Source organism: Pseudarthrobacter siccitolerans, assembly GCF_030823375.1.
GTDB lineage: Bacteria > Actinomycetota > Actinomycetes > Actinomycetales > Micrococcaceae > Arthrobacter > Arthrobacter siccitolerans_A.
In genome coordinates this window covers 2,736,505-2,755,167 of record NZ_JAUSXB010000001.1, presented here as the reverse complement: position 1 = coordinate 2,755,167, position 18,663 = coordinate 2,736,505, and the positions used below count along the sequence as shown (strand labels likewise).

At 65.1% G+C, this 18,663-nt stretch carries 16 protein-coding genes and 2 pseudogenes; 11 read left to right on the top strand and 7 right to left on the bottom strand.

Annotated features, from left to right (window positions below; all coding sequences use genetic code 11):
* The first annotated feature begins 36 nt into the window (after window positions 1-36).
* Together dctA and QFZ36_RS12840 are read left to right on the top strand one after the other, a co-directional pair.
* On the top strand, window positions 37-1,530 hold the full coding sequence (gene dctA, locus QFZ36_RS12845; RefSeq protein ID WP_306636986.1) for a C4-dicarboxylate transporter DctA: 1,494 nt from the start codon (window positions 37-39) through the stop codon (window positions 1,528-1,530).
* Window position 1,531: 1 nt separating this feature from the next.
* Window positions 1,532-2,713, top strand: a complete 1,182-nt coding sequence (locus QFZ36_RS12840; RefSeq protein ID WP_306636984.1) for a glycerate kinase — start codon at window positions 1,532-1,534, stop codon at window positions 2,711-2,713.
* Between the two features lie 6 nt (window positions 2,714-2,719).
* On the opposite strand, the gene QFZ36_RS12835 is transcribed toward QFZ36_RS12840, so the two are convergent.
* Window positions 2,720-2,923, bottom strand: coding sequence for a hypothetical protein (locus QFZ36_RS12835; RefSeq protein WP_050057060.1), 204 nt, complete (start codon window positions 2,921-2,923; stop codon window positions 2,720-2,722).
* 312 nt (window positions 2,924-3,235) lie between these two features.
* Here QFZ36_RS12835 and QFZ36_RS12830 point away from each other — a divergent pair, with 312 nt between their 5' ends.
* Both QFZ36_RS12830 and QFZ36_RS12825 read left to right on the top strand, forming a co-directional pair.
* Complete coding sequence (locus tag QFZ36_RS12830; protein WP_306636981.1) at window positions 3,236-4,570, top strand: glycosyltransferase family 87 protein; 1,335 nt, start codon at window positions 3,236-3,238, stop codon at window positions 4,568-4,570.
* A 61-nt stretch (window positions 4,571-4,631) separates the two neighbouring features.
* Window positions 4,632-5,855 carry a glycosyltransferase 87 family protein gene (locus QFZ36_RS12825; RefSeq protein WP_306639199.1) on the top strand — a complete coding sequence of 408 codons (1,224 nt, stop codon included), beginning with the start codon at window positions 4,632-4,634 and terminating at the stop codon, window positions 5,853-5,855.
* A gap of 71 nt (window positions 5,856-5,926) precedes the next feature.
* On the opposite strand, the gene mptB is transcribed toward QFZ36_RS12825, so the two are convergent.
* Window positions 5,927-7,510: a polyprenol phosphomannose-dependent alpha 1,6 mannosyltransferase MptB gene (gene mptB / locus QFZ36_RS12820; protein ID WP_306636979.1), complete on the bottom strand. Its 1,584-nt coding sequence runs from the start codon at window positions 7,508-7,510 to the stop codon at window positions 5,927-5,929.
* 373 nt (window positions 7,511-7,883) lie between these two features.
* Between mptB and QFZ36_RS12815 the strand changes: the two genes are divergently transcribed.
* Window positions 7,884-9,284, top strand: coding sequence for a SulP family inorganic anion transporter (locus QFZ36_RS12815; RefSeq protein ID WP_306636977.1), 1,401 nt, complete (start codon window positions 7,884-7,886; stop codon window positions 9,282-9,284).
* Window positions 9,285-9,348: 64 nt separating this feature from the next.
* Here the strand turns inward: QFZ36_RS12815 and QFZ36_RS12810 are convergent, their stop codons facing one another.
* A complete protein-coding gene (locus tag QFZ36_RS12810; protein WP_306636975.1) occupies window positions 9,349-10,500 on the bottom strand; it encodes a GGDEF domain-containing protein in 1,152 nt (383 codons plus the stop codon).
* Between the two features lie 138 nt (window positions 10,501-10,638).
* Here QFZ36_RS12810 and QFZ36_RS12805 point away from each other — a divergent pair, with 138 nt between their 5' ends.
* Entirely contained in the window at window positions 10,639-10,875 is a 237-nt protein-coding gene (locus tag QFZ36_RS12805) for a zinc-ribbon domain-containing protein (protein WP_306636973.1), read from the top strand.
* Here QFZ36_RS12805 and QFZ36_RS12800 read toward each other — a convergent pair.
* Complete coding sequence (locus QFZ36_RS12800) at window positions 10,872-11,048, bottom strand: hypothetical protein (protein WP_306636971.1); 177 nt, start codon at window positions 11,046-11,048, stop codon at window positions 10,872-10,874. The genes QFZ36_RS12805 and QFZ36_RS12800 overlap by 4 nt on opposite strands.
* Before the next feature lie 34 nt (window positions 11,049-11,082).
* On the opposite strand from QFZ36_RS12800, the gene QFZ36_RS12795 reads away from it, so the two are divergent.
* Together QFZ36_RS12795 and QFZ36_RS12790 are read left to right on the top strand one after the other, a co-directional pair.
* Window positions 11,083-11,787: an alpha/beta fold hydrolase gene (locus QFZ36_RS12795; RefSeq protein WP_306636969.1), complete on the top strand. Its 705-nt coding sequence runs from the start codon at window positions 11,083-11,085 to the stop codon at window positions 11,785-11,787.
* Window positions 11,788-11,863: 76 nt separating this feature from the next.
* Window positions 11,864-12,294, top strand: a pseudogene (locus QFZ36_RS12790) (LexA family protein).
* Between the two features lie 104 nt (window positions 12,295-12,398).
* Here the strand turns inward: QFZ36_RS12790 and QFZ36_RS12785 are convergent.
* A complete protein-coding gene (locus tag QFZ36_RS12785) occupies window positions 12,399-12,746 on the bottom strand; it encodes a hypothetical protein (protein WP_306636967.1) in 348 nt (115 codons plus the stop codon).
* A gap of 124 nt (window positions 12,747-12,870) precedes the next feature.
* Between QFZ36_RS12785 and QFZ36_RS12780 the strand changes: the two are divergent.
* Window positions 12,871-14,151: pseudogene (locus QFZ36_RS12780) on the top strand (Y-family DNA polymerase).
* 55 nt (window positions 14,152-14,206) lie between these two features.
* On the opposite strand, the gene treS reads toward QFZ36_RS12780, so the two are convergent.
* Both treS and QFZ36_RS12770 read right to left on the bottom strand, forming a co-directional pair.
* A complete protein-coding gene (gene treS, locus QFZ36_RS12775; RefSeq protein WP_306639198.1) occupies window positions 14,207-16,453 on the bottom strand; it encodes a maltose alpha-D-glucosyltransferase in 2,247 nt (748 codons plus the stop codon).
* Window positions 16,454-16,682: 229 nt separating this feature from the next.
* Window positions 16,683-16,844, bottom strand: coding sequence for a hypothetical protein (locus QFZ36_RS12770; protein WP_306636965.1), 162 nt, complete (start codon window positions 16,842-16,844; stop codon window positions 16,683-16,685).
* Between the two features lie 189 nt (window positions 16,845-17,033).
* Between QFZ36_RS12770 and QFZ36_RS12765 the strand changes: the two genes are divergently transcribed.
* On the top strand, window positions 17,034-18,290 hold the full coding sequence (locus QFZ36_RS12765; protein WP_306636963.1) for a D-arabinono-1,4-lactone oxidase: 1,257 nt from the start codon (window positions 17,034-17,036) through the stop codon (window positions 18,288-18,290).
* 34 nt (window positions 18,291-18,324) lie between these two features.
* On the top strand, window positions 18,325-18,660 hold the full coding sequence (locus QFZ36_RS12760) for a hypothetical protein (protein ID WP_306636961.1): 336 nt from the start codon (window positions 18,325-18,327) through the stop codon (window positions 18,658-18,660).
* Window positions 18,661-18,663: the final 3 nt, after the last annotated feature.

The window sequence follows — 18,663 nt, the reverse complement described above, 5'->3', positions numbered from 1 at the left end:
CCGCGTCCAGCGACATTCCACAACGAGGTAGGAATCATGGATCACATCAGCTCAGCCGGCACGGCAGCGTCAGCGCCGGCCCGCAAAACACATTGGTACCGGCAGCTCTACTTCTGGGTACTGACAGCAATTGTTATCGGCATCCTTGTCGGTTGGCTGGCCCCGACAGCCGGCATCGCCATGGAGCCCATCGGCACCACGTTCGTGAACTCGATGAAGATGCTCATCGGCCCCATCGTGTTCCTGACCATCGTGGGCGGCATCGCCAGCGTCGCGGATCTGAAAAAGGTCGGCATGACCGGCTTGAAAGCCCTGACCTACTTCCAGATCGGCACCATCTTCGCGATGATCTTCGGCCTGGTGGCCATCAACATCTTCCGCCTGGGCGACGGCGTGAACGCGGACGCCAGCAGCATCAAGACGTCCGATTCCGCCGCCAAGCTGATCGACGCCGGCCAGCACCAGGAGTGGTGGCAGTTCCTCACCCACATCATCCCGAACAGCATCGTGGGTCCCTTCGTTGAAGGCGACATCCTGCAGATCATCTTCATCGCCGTGGTGTTCGGCATCGCCCTGAACGCCATGGGCAAGGTGGGCGCACCGGTCCTGGACGGCGTGCAGCGGCTCACGGCCGTGATGTTCAAGATCCTCAGTTTCATCATGAAAGCAGCTCCGCTGGGTGCCTTCGGCGCCATGGCCTTCGCTGTAGGCAAGTACGGCGTCTCGTCCCTGACCAGCATGGGCGGACTCATCGCCCTCTTCTACGTCACCTCCTTCCTCTTTGTGGTGGTGGTCCTCGGTTCAGTGATGGCCTTCCTGAAGCTGAACATCTTCCGGATGATCCGGCACCTCAAGGAGGAGTACATGCTCATCCTGGGCACTTCCACCGCCGAACCCGCCCTGCCCGGGCTGATGCGCAAGCTCGAGCACGCCGGCGTCAAGAAGGAAACCGTGGGCCTGGTTGTCCCCACCGGCTACAGCTTCAACCTGGACGGCGCCGCGATCTACCTGTCCCTCGCGGCCCTCTACATCGCCCAGGCCACCAACACGGACCTGACCATCGGCCAGCAATTGGGCCTGCTCGCCGTGATGCTGCTGACCTCTAAGGGCGCAGCAGGAGTGGCCGGTGGCGGCTTCATCGCCCTGACCGCCACGCTCACCACCATCGGTACTATTCCGGCCGCCGGCATCATGCTCATCTTCGGCATCGACAAGTTCATGTCCGAATGCCGGGCCCTGGTGAACTTCACCGGCAACGCCGTTGCCACCCTCTTCATCGCCTGGTGGGACCGCACCCTGGATGTGGACCGCGCCCGCCGCGTCTTCGCCGGCGAAACCGTGGAGCCCATGCCCGCCCAGGACCCCGTCCACCTGGACGACGTCACCGACATTGACGACGACCTCACCGAGTACGGCCACCACGCACCCAAGCACGCTGGAACTGACGGCCTGGCACCCACGGCGCCTGCCGCCGTCGGACCCGCCGGATCCTCCGCAGACCGCCGCCCCGCCTACTCGGAAACTGTGTGACATGACCGCAGCAACCGCCCCGCACACCATCCGGGCCCTCATCGCGCCGGACAAGTTCAAAGGCAGCCTCACCGCCGGCGAAGTGGCTGACGCCCTGGCCGGAGGACTCCGCTCGGCCAAGGGTTCGGCCGGCTTCTCCGCGGCCAGCGGCACGGTCACCGGCACCGTTCACTGCGAACTGCTCCCGCTGGCGGACGGAGGTGACGGCAGCGTTGATGCCGCCGTCGCCTCCGGCTTCGGCCGCCGCAGCTACACCGTGGCAGGCCCCACCGGCCAGCCGGCCCAGGCGGGCATCGCGTTCGACGGCGTCACGGCAGTTGTGGAGGTGGCGAACACCTGCGGGCTGGGGCTGCTTCCCGGCGGAAAGCTGCAACCACTGGAGGCGTCCAGCCGCGGCTTCGGCGAAGCCTTCCTGTTTGCCCTCAGCCTCAACCCGGCCAGGATCATCCTGGCCCTGGGCGGCAGCGCCAGCACCGACGGCGGGATGGGCATGCTCACGGCCCTCGGCTACCGCTTCCGCGACAGGGACGGCCGGCAGCTCTACGGCAGCGGGCGGGCGCTGGCGCAGATCGACAGCATCGAGCGGACTGCGCTTCCGGAACTGGGTGATACGGAACTGATCGTGGCGAGCGACGTCCATAACCCACTCCGTGGCCCGCACGGCGCTCCCGCAGTGTTTGGGCCGCAGAAAGGTGCCAGTGCCGCTGAGGTTGCGGCTTTGGATGAGGGGCTGGGGCACTTCGTGGCGAAGTTGTCCGAAGCAGGGTTCCGTGAGGCTGCGGCGCTGGCGGAACACGAGGGCGCAGGCAGCGCAGGCGGCATCGGCTACGCGTGCCTGCTGCTCGGGGCCCGGCAGGTCTCCGGCGCGGACTACTTCCTGGACCTGCTGGACTTCAACACCCGCAAAAACACTTGCGACGTGGTGATCACGGGCGAGGGCAGCATCGACGAACAGACGCTGGCCGGGAAGCTGCCGGCCGCCGTCGCCCGCCGCTCCGGGGGCAGGCCGATCATCGCCGTCGCCGGGCGCTCACTTCTCCCGCGGGAGCGCTGGTCCGAAATAGCCCTGGCGCGGGTCTATACCCTGGCCGAGTACACGGACCAGGACTCGTCCAAGGATCCGGAACTCTCAGCAGAACTGCTGCACCGGATCGGGCGGGATATTGGCGAAAGCCTGCTGTAGCGGCGCCTACCAGGCCTGGTGCTCGCGGGTCAGGCCGAAGGGAACGGCCTCGCTCAGGGCAACGGTGAACTTGTCAACGCCGTGCCGGGTGACCAGGATGCCGTGCCGCTTCTCTGCAAGTGCGTGCGCCTTGGCAGCGGTCACGGCGGCGTCGAGTTCGCTGTCCATGCTCTGGCGGTCGGCAACGGTGAGGGTCAGTGGAAAATTCATGGGTCTAGCCTTTGTTGGTTGGGGGTAGGGGGCGGATCTAACACCTGCGCTCCCCAAAGGCTGCAGGCGAAGGTGGGCATGTTACTGCCCAGTTCATGATGCCCCACCAACGCAGCACCAGCAACTTGAATTATCAACTAAAAAGTTACTGCAGGTCAGAGGCCCGGCGAGGGGACCACTGCGCTGCAATTACGGGCGCCAAAGCACGGTGAATTAGAGTTGGGCAGGAGTGGAAGCTGTTCCCGGACGGCTCCGATGCCCCTGAATACCCGCCAAGCGGCAGAACCCAGCCACCAGCACAACACCATACGCGTGCCACGACCTGACAAGGATCCCGCCATTTCCACGGACGCTTTCTTCGGCAATCTCACCCGGATCCGCAACGTCATCCTTCCCCAGCCCGCCCGGAACCTGCTGAACACCGGGCGGGGACTGCTGGCCGGCTTCATCGTGGTGCACCTGGTCTTCCTGGTCTTCGCCGGCTCCCTCTCACTGCGCGGCGAAGCGTTCAGTGATACCTTCATCTACCGCGACTGGGCCCTGGCCGGCTTCAACGACGCCAACCTCACCGGCGGCCCCAGTCCCTGGGTCTACCCCATCCTCGCGCTGATCCCTATGGCCATCGCCGGCATCGCCGGGCCGGGACCCTTCTTCTTCCTGTGGGTCCTGATGACCACCCTGCTCAATGCCTGGGCACTGCTGAAGCTGACCAACCGCGGCCGCGACCAAAACGCCATTCCCGCCGGCTGGTGGTGGCTCGTGTTCACGTTTCTGATGGGGTGGCTCGGGTTCGCCCGCGTCGACGGCCTCACCGCCCCCCTGGTCCTCGTCGCCCTCGCCTACGGTGTGGGCCGGCCGTTCATCGCCTCCCTCCTGCTGGCCGTAGGCACCTGGGTGAAGGTCTGGCCTGCCGCCATCATGCTGGCCCTGTTCGCCGTGGTCCGGAACCGGATCCTGGTGGTGCTTGCCGGAATAACGACGACGGCCGGCGTCGTGGCGCTGGCAGCAGCAGTGGGCAGCGTCCCCAAGCTGCTGAACTTCCTCACTCAGCAGGGCGACCGCGGCATGCAGCTCGAGGCCACCTTCACCACCCCGTGGCTCTGGCTGTCCGTCCTGAACGTGGGCGGCTCCCGGATGTACATGAACACCGACATCAACTCCATGCAGGTAGACGGCCCCGGCACGGCGCTGATGTCCGTGCTGATGCAGCCCCTCCTGGTCCTGGCGGCGCTGCTGGTGGCCGGCCTGACGTTCTGGGCGTTGCATAACGGAAAAATCAGCGGCGGGGTGGACCGTACCGGGCTGCTCCTGGCCGGCGCCCTCACCCTCGCCACCGCGTTCGTGGTCTTCAACAAGGTGGGTTCCCCCCAGTTCATGGTGTGGCTCGGCCCTGCAGTCGCCGTCGGCCTGGCATACAACTGGCGTGAATGGCGGGTCCCGGCCGCCATGCTGATCGTTATCGCGGTGGCCACCTACTTCATCTACCCCCTGTTCTACGACGCCCTCAGCCACAACAACCCGTGGATGGCCCTGGTGCTGACCATCCGCAACATCCTCCTGGTGGTCCTGTTCCTGTGGAGCGTCCGGCGCCTCTACCTGCTGGGCAAAAAGACGCCCGCAGCCACTCCCGCGCTCAAGGAGTCCTGAGATTTCCACGAAGTTCTTTGACCGCCTGGTCACCGCCCGCACCAAAGTCGTGCCCGCCAAGGTGGTGGACTGGTTTGCCCGCCCATCGAGCGTGTGGTGGGGTTTCGCCGTCGTCCATCTCTACTTCCTGGGCTGGATGGCGTCCTTTTTCCTCAACGGCGGCACCTTCAGTGACACCGAGCAGTACCGCCAATGGGCCCAGGACGGCTACAACCCGCAGGACCTGGACGGAAAAATCAGCCCCTGGGTGTACCCGGTACTGGCCCAGCTCCCCATCTTCCTCGCGAACATCGCCGGGCCAAGCCTGTACCTGCTGGTGTGGTTCCTGATCATCACGGCCCTCAACGCCGTCGGACTTGCCTTCCTGACGCGCGGGCCGCGGAAAGTGAGCGGCGTCGCCCCGGCCTGGTGGTGGCTCTTCTTCACCGTGTTTATGGGCTACCTCAGCTTCGCGCGCGTGGAAGGCATCACCGCCCCGATCGTGTTGATCGCGCTGCTGTATGCGGCGCAGCGGCCCGTCGTGGCCGCTGTCCTGCTCAGCATCGCCACCTGGATCAAAGTGTGGCCGGCAGCCGTCCTGGTGCCCATCGTGATTGCCAGCCGGAAGCGGATCCAGGTGGTCCTCACCGGCGTCGCCGTGACCGCCGTGGTGACGCTCGGAACCTGGCTGTCCGGCGGGCTGCGGCACGTTCTGGACTTCCTCCTGAACCAAGGCGAGCGCGGCATGCAGCTGGAGGCCACCTTCTCCACGCCATGGGTGTGGCTGAGTGTCTTCAACATTGCGGGTTCCAAAATGGCGGACAACACCGCCATCAACTCCACGGAGGTCTACGGTCCCGGCGCCGGAACGGCCGCCTTCCTGATGCAGCCGCTGCTGATCCTGGCCGCGGTGGGAGCCGCCATCCTGCTGGTCCGCGCCCTGAACCGCGGCGCCGAGCGGGAGGAACTGTTCCTTGAGGGTTCCCTCATGATGGTCACCGCGTTCATCGTGTTCAACAAGGTGGGTTCCCCGCAGTTCATCATCTGGCTGGCGCCGGTGATCATCGCCGGCCTCACCCACGACTGGAACCGGTGGAAGGTCCCGGCCGCCCTGCTGATGGGGATCGCCATCACTACCTTCGTGATCTACCCGCTGTTCTACACCCCGCTCATCCACGCCCACCCGGTGATGGCCGCCATCCTCACCACCCGCAACGTGCTCCTGGTGGTGCTGCTGTGGTGGTCGGTCAAACGGACCGCGGAACTGGGCCGGAAGTCCCCGGCAGCGGTGCCTGCAGGCGCCTAGCCCAAGCAGGGTCCTTCAGGTTCGCCGGGTTGGGCCCGGCTGGTTCAGGCCTACTGGTTGAGCCCGGCTGGTCAGCCGGCCCGCGCAGCACGCCAGTCGAGAACCCGGTTCCAGCCCCGCTTGGCCAGGTCCCAAGGCTTGGCCTCGATGAGCAGCTTGCGTGTATGCGCGTCGAGGAATAGAAGGTAGAACGTGAATGCCAGGGCGGTAATGAATGCCAGCGACGACGCGTCGATGGGCAGTTCGACGAAGGACCACACGGAGAGCTGGTCCTGCGCCCCGAACACCACAAAGAACGTGACGGCAACGTAGAAGGACCTGATCTGCCAGTCGTCACGGATGCCGGTGACGGCCAGGAACGGCACGAACCAGAGGATGTACCAGGGCTGGATGATGGGTGAGAGCATCACCACGGCGGTGAACGCCAGGGCCATCCGCCGCACCGCCCGGGAGTAGTCACCGCGGAACATCAGCAGCAGTACCAAACCGATCGCCGCATATTTCATGCCGGTCCGCAGCAGGGTGGCGAACGTGCCGCCTGGCAGCCCCAGGACATTGGCCAGGGACTCCACCTGCTGGCCCAGGAAACCCGAGGGTGAGTAGCCCGTGTAGCCGGGGGTGGCGTCCATGATGGCCCAGGTCCAGCCGAGGCCAAGGTTGTACGGGATCCCACTGACGGCCAGCACGCCGAAGCTGATCCCTGCCGTCGCACCCCAGACCAGGAACTTTCGCGGCCAGGACGCGGAGGGGCCTGCCCACATGACGCCGACGAACGGCAGCAGGAGCACGGTGATGGGCTTGATGCCTATGGACGCGGTGACCAGCAGGATGCCCAGCAGGTAGCGGCGGGTGGCCGCGAAGTAGACGCCGGCGACGGCGAGTCCCACCATGAGTGCGTCGTTGTGGGCGCTGGCGATGAAGCTGATCAGGAACAGGGGGTTGGCCACGGCGATCCAGAGTGCGCGCGCCCCGTTGATGCCGTGCAGTTCCGCGAGTTTGGGCACGTAGATCACGCAGAGCAGGACGCCCACCCCGGCCAGGAGCCGGAAGAGCAGTACGGACGCGTCCGGCTGCGCGCCGGTCAGGCCGACGACGGCACGTGCCAGCCACAGGAAGTAGGGGCCGTAGGGGGTCCTGTTTTCGGCCCAGGCCGGGTCCGCGCCGAGCGCGAACCAGTTGTTGAGTGTGGAGATGCCCACTTGGTAGGGGTTTTGGCCTTCCATCACCAGCCGGCCCTGGCCGGTGTACGCATAGACGTCACGGGAGAAGACCGGCACGCAGAAGAGCAGCGGTAGGGACCAGGCGGAGATGGCGATCACGACGGACCGCAGCGACGACGCGCCCCAGTCCGAAAGCCGCTGGCCCAGGCGAAGCCACGAACGCATCAGCACCATGGCACCCACCGTCAGCAGCACCGTGGACACTGTTACACCCCAGCCCTCGGTGCGCAGTGCGATGACGACAGGCTGGCGGATCATAGGCGAGCCGTTGGCGATCCAGCCGGTGCCGATCGAACCGACGAACATCATGAGGGCGCCGAGGAATCCTTCAATGGTTGCCACGTAGGCCCGGCGCTTTGCAGGCGCGGCGACCGCCATGGCCGGCGCGCCAGGCTGGCTTTCCGACGTCCCGAGGTGTGCACCGCCTGCCGTCATGTGTGTTGGTCCCCTACTTCGTTACGGCGCTGGCTGCACCAGCGAAAAAGGCCGCCCTGCAACTTGGCCATTTTATCAGCCGGGATTCAGCGTGCTCCCGGATGACGTCCCCCTTCTCGCGTCAGGGTAATCTTGAACCTGCAGCCGAAAGTCACCGGCGCATCCCCTTTGCACCCCGGCTCTCTTCCATGATGGGGCTGGACCGCACGCAATGTGGCGTGCAGCGATCCCCCACACCGCTCTTTACAGAGAGCCGAGCCCCTGGAGCCGCTCCTTGGCTGTCGCCGACCGCCCCCGCCCTCTTCGGCAACCGATCACGGTTCGCACGGCCCTTCGCTCGCCACGGCAACTTTCCCGCGAAGTCCTCGCCGGAATGGTGACCACCCTGGCCTTGGTCCCGGAAGTGATTTCATTCTCGATCGTTGCCGGGGTTGATCCCATGGTGAGTCTTGTGGCCTCCATCGTGTTGGCCCTGGCCATGTCGATCCTTGGCGGGCGGCCCGGAATGGTTACCGCGGCAGCAGGGTCCGTTGCCCTCGTGATCGCCCCGCTCGTGCATGAGCACGGTGTCCAGTATGTTTTACCGGCGGTGCTCCTGGCTGGTGTGATCCAGGTGGTCTTTGGATTCGCCGGCCTTGCACGCCTGATGCGCTTCATCCCGCGGTCGGTGATGATCGGGTTCGTCAACGCCCTGGGTGTGCTGATCTTCATGGCGCAGGTGCCCCACGTACTCAACGTCCCGTGGCTCGCCTACATACTGTTCGCCCTGACATTGGCCATTATTTTCATCCTTCCGCGCTTAACCAAGGTGGTCCCGTCGCCGCTGGTTGCCATCGTGGCCGTCACTGCGATTGTCATAGTTGCCGGCCTCGCCGTTCCAAATGTTTCGGACGAGGGCCCGCTCACCGGCAAGATGCCCGGGCTCACCCCTTTCCTGTTTCCGCTGAACCTCGAGACCTTCCAACTGGTCTTGCCCACTGCGCTGAGTGTGGCGTTCGTCGGCCTCATGGAGACCCTCCTCACGGCGAAACTCGTCGATGACATCACCGACACACCCTCGCACAAGGGCCGCGAGTCGTGGGCCTTGGGCGTTTCGAACATCCTTGCCGGCTTCTACGGCGGCATTGCCGGCTGCGCGATGATTGGCCAGACTGTCCTCAATGTGAAAACCGGCCAGGCACGTACCCGGATTTCGACATTCGTAGCGGGGCTGTTTCTGCTGGCACTTGTAACCGGACTCAGCTCTGTCATGGGACAAATCCCCATGGTGGCCCTTGCCGCGGTCATGATGGTCGTCGCTGTCACCACCGTCGACTGGCACAGCGTGAAGCCGGCCACCCTGAAAAGGATGCCCCTACCGGAGACGATCGTCATGGTCGTCACCGTCGCGGTAGTGGTCCTCACCGGAAACCTCGCTTATGGCGTCCTCGTCGGCGTCGTCCTGGCGATGGTCCTGTTCGCGCGCCGGGTGGCCCACGTCATCAGCGTTGACCGGACCGTGGCCGGCGACGGTGAAAGCGTGCGCTACGACGTGGTGGGGCCGCTGTTCTTCGGGAGCAGTAATGACCTCGTGGAGCATTTCGCATACGCCGACGACCCAGGCACCGTGACCATCGACCTGAGCCGCGCCCAGATCTGGGACGCCTCAACTGTCGCCGCCCTGGATTCCATCGAAACGAAATACGCAGCCCACGGGGCCACCGTCACCATCCAAGGGCTTGATGAGCGCAGCACCGGCTTCCACCGCCGCCTCACCGGACACTTGGTGGCCTGACCGGTCTGGTGAGCGGACATGGCCGGCGGCGCCCAGCCGATTCCGTAGACGGTCCAGGCGGTTCCTAGCGGGTCATGTCGCTGCGCGCCGTACGGTTCCTGCCCAGTGACTTGGCCATGTACAGGGCGTCATCCGCGGCGGCGATGAGGCCGTCCACGTCTGTAGTGCCGGCGTCGTAGGTGGAGATCCCGTAACTGACGGTGGGCATCTCCATCCCGTCCACCGTGGGGGCAGCGGCCAAGCGGCGGCTGATCTCCTCGGCAATGTTCTCTGCCCGTTCCGGGTTGGTTCCGGGCAGGAAGAGGACAAACTCCTCGCCGCCGTACCGACCCACCAGGTCAGTGGACCGGACGGTGGCCATGCAGGCATCAGCAAAGGACTGCAGGGCTGTGTCTCCGGCGGCGTGGCCGTATGTATCGTTGACGGACTTGAAATGATCCAGGTCGGCCAGGATGAGGGTGCCGGAGCCGCGTGTGGTGCTGCGGTCCGCTAACTGCTCGGCCGCCAGGTCCAGGAAGGCCTTCCGGTTGAGCAGCCCGGTGAGATCGTCACGGGAGGCCACTACCCGGAGTGCCCTGGTCTGCTGTTCGCTGCTGAGGGCGGCCATGCTGAAAGAGACGACCACCAGCAGCACCATGGTCACCAAGGTGGTGACGGCGGAGCCGAAGACCGTAACGAAGGTGGGGCCGTTCTGGCCTTCCACCAGGAAAACCAGCCAGCGCAGGAAATAGAAGGCCGCCAGGCCGCCGGCCGCCACGGCCATAGGAATCCGGACGCGCGAATATCCGGGCTCCAGGCGCCACAGCTCGCGGGACGCGAGCCCGACCGTGAGGCTCATGGCCGCCAGGAACACAGGGCCGCCGGACCAGGTGTTGGTGGCCGGGTTGTCCAGGACGGAGGCCACCAGGGTGACCAGCGGGATCCCGGTGAAGGCCCATTTGATCGGCGGGACTGTCCGCAGCGAGCGCGCACCTGCCCAGACCGCCACGCCGCCGTGGACCAGCAGGACGTTGCCCAGCGGGTTGGCCCAGACCTGGTGCGGCGTACCGTCCAGCAGGAAGGACGCGGATCCGGAGAGGAAAAACACCAGCGCCAGGCACCACCAGCCGCTGTACGGCGAGCGCGTGATCCGGTATGCGGAGAAGTAGAAAAGGAGCACCAAAACCAGGGCCATCAGGCCAAACGCGATCCGCAGGGTCGCGGTATCCAGAACCATTTAGCCGAAGTCCCCCCGATAAGGAATAGCGTGCTGCCTAAGTATGGCACCGGTCCGGGAACCTGTCAGGGCAAACCCTTGGGCCGGCAGGGCCTAAAGTTGTGGGATAGCCCGCAGGACCATCCAGAAAGGCAAAACGTGCTCCTTCTCTTCGGATTCAAGACAGTGCTCAAGGCCATGGCCGGCAAGCCCGCTACCTGCCGGAACTGCGGGTCCTTCGTGCACCACCACCTTGAGGAGCGGGCCACGAAGTTCACCCTGTTCTTCATCCCCGTATTCACCACCTCGCGGTCCTACCGGATCACGTGCACCAACTGCGGCTACGTGTCGAGCATCTCGGCACGGCAGAAGCGGGCGCTGGAGCTCCAACGCTAAATGTTGCCGGCCATCCCTTTAAGCAGCAGGCCGAGCACCAGCTCGTAGTGGTCCCCGCTGTCGTAGCGGCCCATGGGCCCGGCCACCGCGGCCGTGAGCGGGAAGGCCTGTGCCGCGGCCGGCAGCCGGAACTGCTGTGGTTCGCGTGGAAGCAACCGGGCGGGAGCGCGCATTCATATTGTCAGGCCCGGATAGTAGGGTGCCGTCATGGACATCATCCTGGTACCCGGTTTCTGGTTGGACGCCTCCTCTTGGGCTGAGGTGGCGCCCTTGTTGGACGCCGCGGGCCACCGGACCCATCCGCTAACCCTCCCCGGCCTCGAGTCAGTCGAGGCGGACCGCGCCGGGATCGGACTGCGCGACCATATCGATGCCGTGGTTGCCGCCGTGGATTCCCTCGGGGGCAATGTCGTGCTCGTGGGACATTCCGGCGGTGGTGCCATCATCCACGGCGCCGTCGATGCCCGTCCGGACCGGGTGGCGCGCGCCATCTATGTGGACAGCGGCCCCCTCGGCGAAGGGGGCGTCATCAACGACGAATTAGCGGCCGACGGCGACGACGTACCCCTTCCGCCGTGGGAGGAGTTCGAGGACGCCGACCTGGTTGACCTGGACGAAGGGCTTCGCGAAGCCTTCCGTGCACGGGCCATTCCCGAGCCGAAGGGTGTGGCCTATGACCGCCAGCATCTGGGCGACGAGCGCCGCTACGACGTGCCCGCCACAGTAATCGCCTGCGAGTTCCCGTCCTCCATGCTTCGCGAATGGATCGACGGCGGCCACCCCTTCGTTGCCGAACTGGCCCGGATGCGGGACGTGGAGTACGCGGATCTGCCCACCGGCCACTGGCCCCAGTTCACCAGGCCCGCTGAACTGGGACGGGCCATTCTCGCCGCGGTGGACCGGACAGCCTGACTGCACCGGCCTCCCCATTGTCTGCCCGCCGCTGCACACTCAAGGTATCGAACATATATTCGATTGAGGGTGCGTTGTGGGCGTTATTGTCGGTCCCCGCGTAATAGAGGCGGGGCTCTCTTTGCAGCTGGCCTGGCTGTCGCCAGTGCCGGTGGCTGCTGGTTATCCATCGCCCGCCCAGGACTACTTTGATGGCCGCTTAGACCTGAATGCGCACCTGATCAAGGACATCACCAGCACTTCGTGGTCCGGGTGACCGGCGACTCGATGGAGCGGGCGGGCATCAGCGATGGGGACGAACTTATCGTCAACCGGGCGATGGAGCCCAGCGACGGCTCAGTGGTGGTTGCCGTGCTGGACGGGGAGCTGACCGTGAAGCGGCTGCAGATTACTGCGCGGGGCGTGGTGCTGCAGGCCGAGAACCCGAAGTACCCGGACATCACGGTTTCCGCAGTGAGCGAGCTGACCATCTGGGGTGTGGCCACGAGGTGCCTGCACCATGTGTAATGTGCGCTCTTCCGGCCAACGCGAATTTTCCGGGTCTGCTCGACGCGAGCCTGATCTGGGCAGATGCCCTCCGTCGGCCCATACCTCGTGCGCCGCTTATAGCCTTATAGCGGGGGTTCGATCGCATGCAGGCGCAGGATCGTGACCTCGGCATCATCCGTGGAAGGGAAGCCGGCTTCAGCAAGGATTCTTTGGAAACGCTCGCTTGTGAAGCGTGTCCCCAGAAGCTCCTCGGACTCCCACACTCCAATGAGATACAGCGAGTCGTCATCGACGGCGCAATGATGACGCAGCTCTCCGGGCGGTCCGCCAGCCTCCATGATCACTTTGTGCGCTCGATCATAAGCGCGAGTCAATTCTTCGACGTCCCCGCGAAATCGGGCGATCAAGAGTGCAGGCATCTGCGCCTCCGGCTTTGGCAGTCTGACTCCCTTGAGTGTACGCAGATCCATCGACTCGAGCCACCTTCCGTTCTGCTATTAAAAGCCGTCCAGCCGGCCCGTGCGAGAGGAATAGCGCCGAGATGAAAAAGGCAGCTTACCGGCATGAGGGGCGGCCGTGAACAAGCCCGCCGCCATGCGGCAGATGCCCGAGATCGCCCATGTGGACGTCAACTGCTTTTACGCCAGCGCCGAGCGGGTCTTTGACCCGTCCCTCGAGGGAAAGCCGCTGATCGTGCTCTCCAACAACGATGGCTGCGCTGTCACCCGCTCACCGGAGGCCAAGGCCCTGGGTATCCAAACCGGGGACCCCTGGTTCAAGCTCGCACCACGGGCCAAGGAATGGGGCCTCACCGCCAAGTCCAGCAACTACGAGCTGTACGGAGACATCAGCGCCCGGGTCATGGAACTGCTCGGCCGCTACTCTGCCTGGCTGGAGGTGTACAACATCGACGAAGCTTTCCTGAGCGTCAAAGGTACTCCGGAACACTTGTTGGAACTCGGCCGGACCATGAAGTCTGCCGTCGCCCGGAACGTCGGTGTGCCCGTCTGCGTGGGCATCGCCCGCACCAAAACCCTGGCCAAACTGGCAAACAAATGGGCGAAGCACAACCCCGCGTTCGGCGGCGTGTGCCGCTGGGACTCAGTGCCGGCCGAACACCAGGAGGCCCTGATGGCAAGGCTCCCGGTCATCGAAATCTGGGGTGTGGCAACGCGGATCACCAAAAGCCTGAACGCCATGGGCATCCAGTCCATCCTGGACCTCCGACGCGTCGACCCGGTCAGGATCCGCGAGCGCTTCTCCGTGGTGATGATGCGCACCGTCCTTGAACTGCAGGGAACACCGTGCATCCCTCTGGAAGAGGCCCGGATCGGCCGCGACCAGCTGATCTTTTCCCGCTCCTTCTCCACCCCCATCACTACGGCCCACGGCGTGCGGCAGGTCCTCAGCGTCTACGCCCAGATGGCCAGCGGGCGGCTGGCCAAAGACAACTTGCAGGCCAAACTCCTCACCGCGTTCGCCGGCACATCACACTTCAACGCCCAGCAAACGTCTTTCCCCTCCGTCTGCGTCCCGCTTCCCATGCCGACGGCGGACCCGTCATCCTCATCAAGGCCGCGCACGCGCTGCTGCCCGCCATCATCGAAGGCACCAAGTACGCCCGTGCCGGCATCATGGTCACGGACCTGCGGGCCAGCGGCAACCAGAACGCGCTGGAACCGTTCGAAAACCCGCACGAGGAACGGCACATCGGGCCGCTGCTGGAAGACATCACCCGCCGCTACGGCCGCGGCTCCATCGGGCTGGGCCATGCAGGGATCCGCGGCGGACCGGACTGGACCATGAAACGCGGCATGCGCTCCCCCCGGATACAGCACGCGCTGGGACGAGCTCCCGCTGATCAGGGCCGCGTGATTAAAGAACCCGGCCAACCCATTTGGCGTGGAAGCCCAAGCAGGACCCGGAGGAACTAAAGGTCCTCCGGGGCGTCTTCCTCCTCGATAGCCTGCTCCTCAATCAGCAGCGCAGTTCCCTGGTAGGCGCCCAGCTCGATGAAGAAGCTGTGCAGGTCATCCACCTGGCCAACGATCTCCTCGGTGAACAGATCCCGCACCCCGGCGCCGGCCTCCAGGTAGCTGGAGTTAACGCTGCCGGTGATGCTCTCAGCCGTGAAATTCAGGACCGTCACCTGGATCTGCCCGGACGCGAGGCGGTGAACCATCACCAGCAGTCCCCGCTGTGAAACCTCGGGAATGTCCAGGAGCACGCCGGTGGCAATTCCCCACTCCTCACGCACCTTGAGGATTTTCTGGAGCCGCCGCGCGAAGGATCCTTCGTCCTTGAGCTGTTCCGGCAGCGGGCCGTAGAGGCTCCGTGCCCGCGGCATCCCCGAGGCCGAGAGGGTGGCTTCGGCGTTGGTACCCATCAGGTCGTGCGCGCCCCGGTTAATCCACCGGGTGTCGCCCTGTGAGGTCAGCTCGCGGACCTGCGCCCTGTCCAGGGTGGTGATGCCCACCATGTCCCACCCGGACAGTGCGAAGACTCCAGGCTGCAGCGCGTTGTACATAGCCAGCAGCAGGTGGGCTTCGCGCACAGTATCGATCTGTTCATCGGTGAGCGAGGAGATGTCCTTGATGCCCAGCGCCGCGGTGATCACGCTGACCGTGGTGCAGGCGATGCCGTTGGTGGTGAACACCGCGTTGTAGGGGGCGTTCTCCCCCGTCAGTGCAGTCCGCAGTGTCTCCTGCACGTGTTCGGTCAGCTCGGCGCCGGTCAGCTCCGAACCGGCCAGCTGGAAGACATCGTCCTTGTGCCGGGTGGCGAAGTGCACCAGCTCATAGGTCAGCTCATCGTGGTTTTGCAGCGCATGCACCAGCGATGCCTGGTCCACCCCGATTTCCATCGCCAGGCGCAGGGTGAGCCGCAGGAACTCCGTGTCCTGGGTGACCAGGGCGTAGTGGTACCCGGGGCGGGTGATGAAGTCGTAGGACAGGTCCGGTCCGGTTTCCGAGGTCGCCTTGATGTCGTCGATGGTGAGGTTCAGTTCCTGGAAGGAGAAGCCGCCCACCTTGCGCACCATGCTGCCGATCAGCTGGTTGGCCGCTTCGGAGAGCGGGTGCCCTTCGGACCAGCCGGGTTGTTCCTCGGCGCTCTTTTCCACGCCCAGGAAGCCGTTGGCGTCCAGCCGCAGGGCGCCTGTACCCAGGTCAAGGAGTGAGTGCAGCGCGTCGCCCACCACCAGGCGCATGCCGGAGAACGTTGGATCCAGCCAGTTGATGGACGGCTGCCCGGCCTTGAAGTAGTGCAGGTACACCCAGCGGCGCTTCTGGCCGGTGGTATCCACAATGGCCCGGGTGGCACTCCAGTTGGTTTCCTTCACGCCGGGTTCGTAGAAGATGACCCGCTGCAGCCGGCCGATGATGTACCCGGCCTGTTGCAGCGCCAGCTCAGCATCGGGGCTGATGTTAACCGAGTCCTCGCCCGGCGGGACGTCCGGCAGCAGGTGCCAGTCCGATTCCGGGATGTCGATCATGTGATAAATGCCGGGGTAATCGCGGTAGTTCATCTCAGCCAGGCGGAAGTCCGCGCCCTTGCCGGTGTGTCCGGGGACAATGTCATCGATGATGGTGCCGTCATGCTCGCCGGCCACCTCGCACATCCGGCGGAACTCGTCCTCCGAGCCGAACAGCGGGTCGATTGCCATGCTGATGCGGTCAAAGTGGCCGTCCACGCTGGGGGTTTCCCTCCACCCTTCCAGTCCTCCGGCCTTCTTGACTGGCCCGGTGTGGATGGCCCTGATGCCGATCTCGCGGAATGTTTTCCACAGCTCCGGGTCACCCAGCGCCCCCAGGAACGACTGCCCCGGGGTGGTCATGTAGGAGAGCGGGTAGGCGGTAAACCACACGGAAGCGCGTTCGACGGCGGCCCGCGGGTTGGGGTGCGCGAACGAGTGCTGCCACATGCTCGCCTGCCCCGAGAGTTGCCGGGCCATGACATTGGCGTCGCCGAGCATGGCCTGGTTCCGCAGCCACTCCACGTAGGTCTTGTTGAGGCCGTCCAGTTCCAGGGACGGGGCGTTGGCGAAGTACTGCCGACGGCGGGCCACGGGCCGCAGCGCCTTGGGCCGTGCCGGATAGAACTTTTCGTCGAAAGTGATTTCCGGAACTTCCGGCACCTCCGCGGCCTCCACGTCCTCCACGTCCTCCACGTCCTCCACGGATTCTGCAGGTTCCGTCACCTCTGCATCCTGCGGGACAGTCGCGTTGCCGGTTTCGCCGGCCTGTTCCACTGCATCGCCCTCAGACACGCTGGCGGTTGCTTCTCCCAGATCAGACACTGAGTTCCTCCCTCAACTCGACTGCATCCCACTCTGCCACGATTCGCGCGCACGCCGAACGGCGCCGCCCGATGAATTTCAGCCCGATGAATTTCACGTGACCGGCGGTTCAGGAGGTCCGTACCCGGGTGAAGCGGTAGAAATGCACTTCATGCGGCGGAAGCTCGAGGTTCAGTGCCGGCATTCCCATCAGCTCGGTGATGCCGGCGACTGTGCTGGTCCATGCCTCGCTCCCAAGCCATTGCGCGCAGTCCCGGGCAGGGCCGTTCACCAGAAGCCCCAGGTCCGTCAGGGTCTTGAATCATCAGCCCAACTTACAACGATGGAAATTGGCAGGGCAACGGAATCTGAAATTCCTTTGCAAGGTGCCGTGACAGCAGGTGGAACCGCCTTGACATGCCGATTGTGAGCGCTGACAGTTGAGTGAGCCATCCCCATCCCCCACCCGAAAGCTGATTCATTGAAGAACTGGGCAGGAAACCTCCAATATTCGTCCGGCACCGTCGAACGGCCGGAATCGCTAACCGAACTGGCGCGGATCGTGGAGCGTGCACCCCTGGTGAAAGCCCTTGGATCACGGCACTCCTTCAACCGGGTGGGGGACACCGAGGGGGTGCATGTGCTGCTCGATGCCCTGCCGCAGCAGATCGTCCTCAACAAGGAGCGCAGTACCGTAAAGGTCAGCGGGGGTGTCAGCTACGGCGCCTTGTGCCGCACACTGGAGCAATCCGGCATGGCCATCCACAACCTGGCATCACTGCCCCACATTTCGGTGGCAGGAGCGGTGCAGACAGGAACCCACGGCTCCGGGGTGAACAACCCCTCGCTTGCCGGCGCTGTGGAGTCCATCGACCTGGTCCGGCCCTCCGGTGAACTGGCCACGCTTACCCGGGCGGACGGGGAAGAGTTCTTCGCCAGCGTGGTGGGCCTGGGCGCTTTGGGCATTGTGACCGGCCTTGAATTGACCGTCCAGCCCAGCTTCCAGATGCGCCAGCGCGTCCTGGAGAACCTGCCGTGGGAGCGGGCGCTGGCAGCCTTCCCGGAGATCGTGTCCAGCGCCTACAGCGTGAGCCTGTTCACCGACTACGCCGGCGGGACGATCAGTCAGGTATGGCTCAAGGCCTTGGCCTCGGAGCCTCCGCTGGCCGATCTGTTCGGTGCCACAGCAGCCAAGCGCCCCCGCCACCCGCTGCCGGACATGTCCGCGGAGAACTGCACCATCCAGCTGGATGAGCCGGGGCCATGGCTGGACCGCCTGGCACATTTCCGGCACGAGTTCACCCCCAGCAACGGCGAGGAGCTCCAGAGCGAGTTCATCCTGCCGTTGGAGCACGCGCCGGCGGCACTCCAGGCAGTCCGCGGCCTGGCGGACAAGCTGGCGCCCCTGCTGTTTGTCTCGGAGATCCGGACGGGCGCGGCCGACGAGTTCTGGCTGAGCCCCTTCTACCGGCAGCAGAGCGTGGCCCTGCATTTCACCTGGAAGCCGCTGCAGCCCGAGGTGGAAGCACTCCTGCCGGAACTCGAGGACCTGCTCCGGCCCTTCGGTGCCCGGCCGCACTGGGGCAAGCTCTTTTCCCCGGCCGGCCACGACTGGGAAACCCTGTACCCCCGCTTCGCCGCATTCCGGTCCCTTGCCTCTTCCCACGATCCCGAGGGCAAGTTCCGCAACGGTCTCCTGGACGCCATCCTCGGCGTCCCGGCGGCGAGTGGCCGCTAACAGTTCAGGGGCCGCGGATTGTTAGGGTGGAACCATGAAACGCCGCCTTGCCGCCCTGTCCGCTGTCCCCCTGATGTTGCTGCTGGGCGGCTGCGGCGCCGTCGAGGAGGCCGCCGGAAATGCGGCCAGCGACGCCGCGTCGAAGGTGGCCACGGCAGCCGCGGAGGAAGTGAACCGGCAGATTTGCGCCGTGGTCCAGGACGGACTGGTCAGCGTGGAGGACAAAAGGGCCCTCGGCGGGCTGGTATCGGCGGCCCGTACTGCGGGCGTTCCCACTGAAATTACGACGCCGTTGGGCGAGATTGCGGACGCCGGAGACCAAGTGCCGTCCGGGTCCGTCCAGGCCCTCAAGGATGCCTGCGCAGCCTGAGCG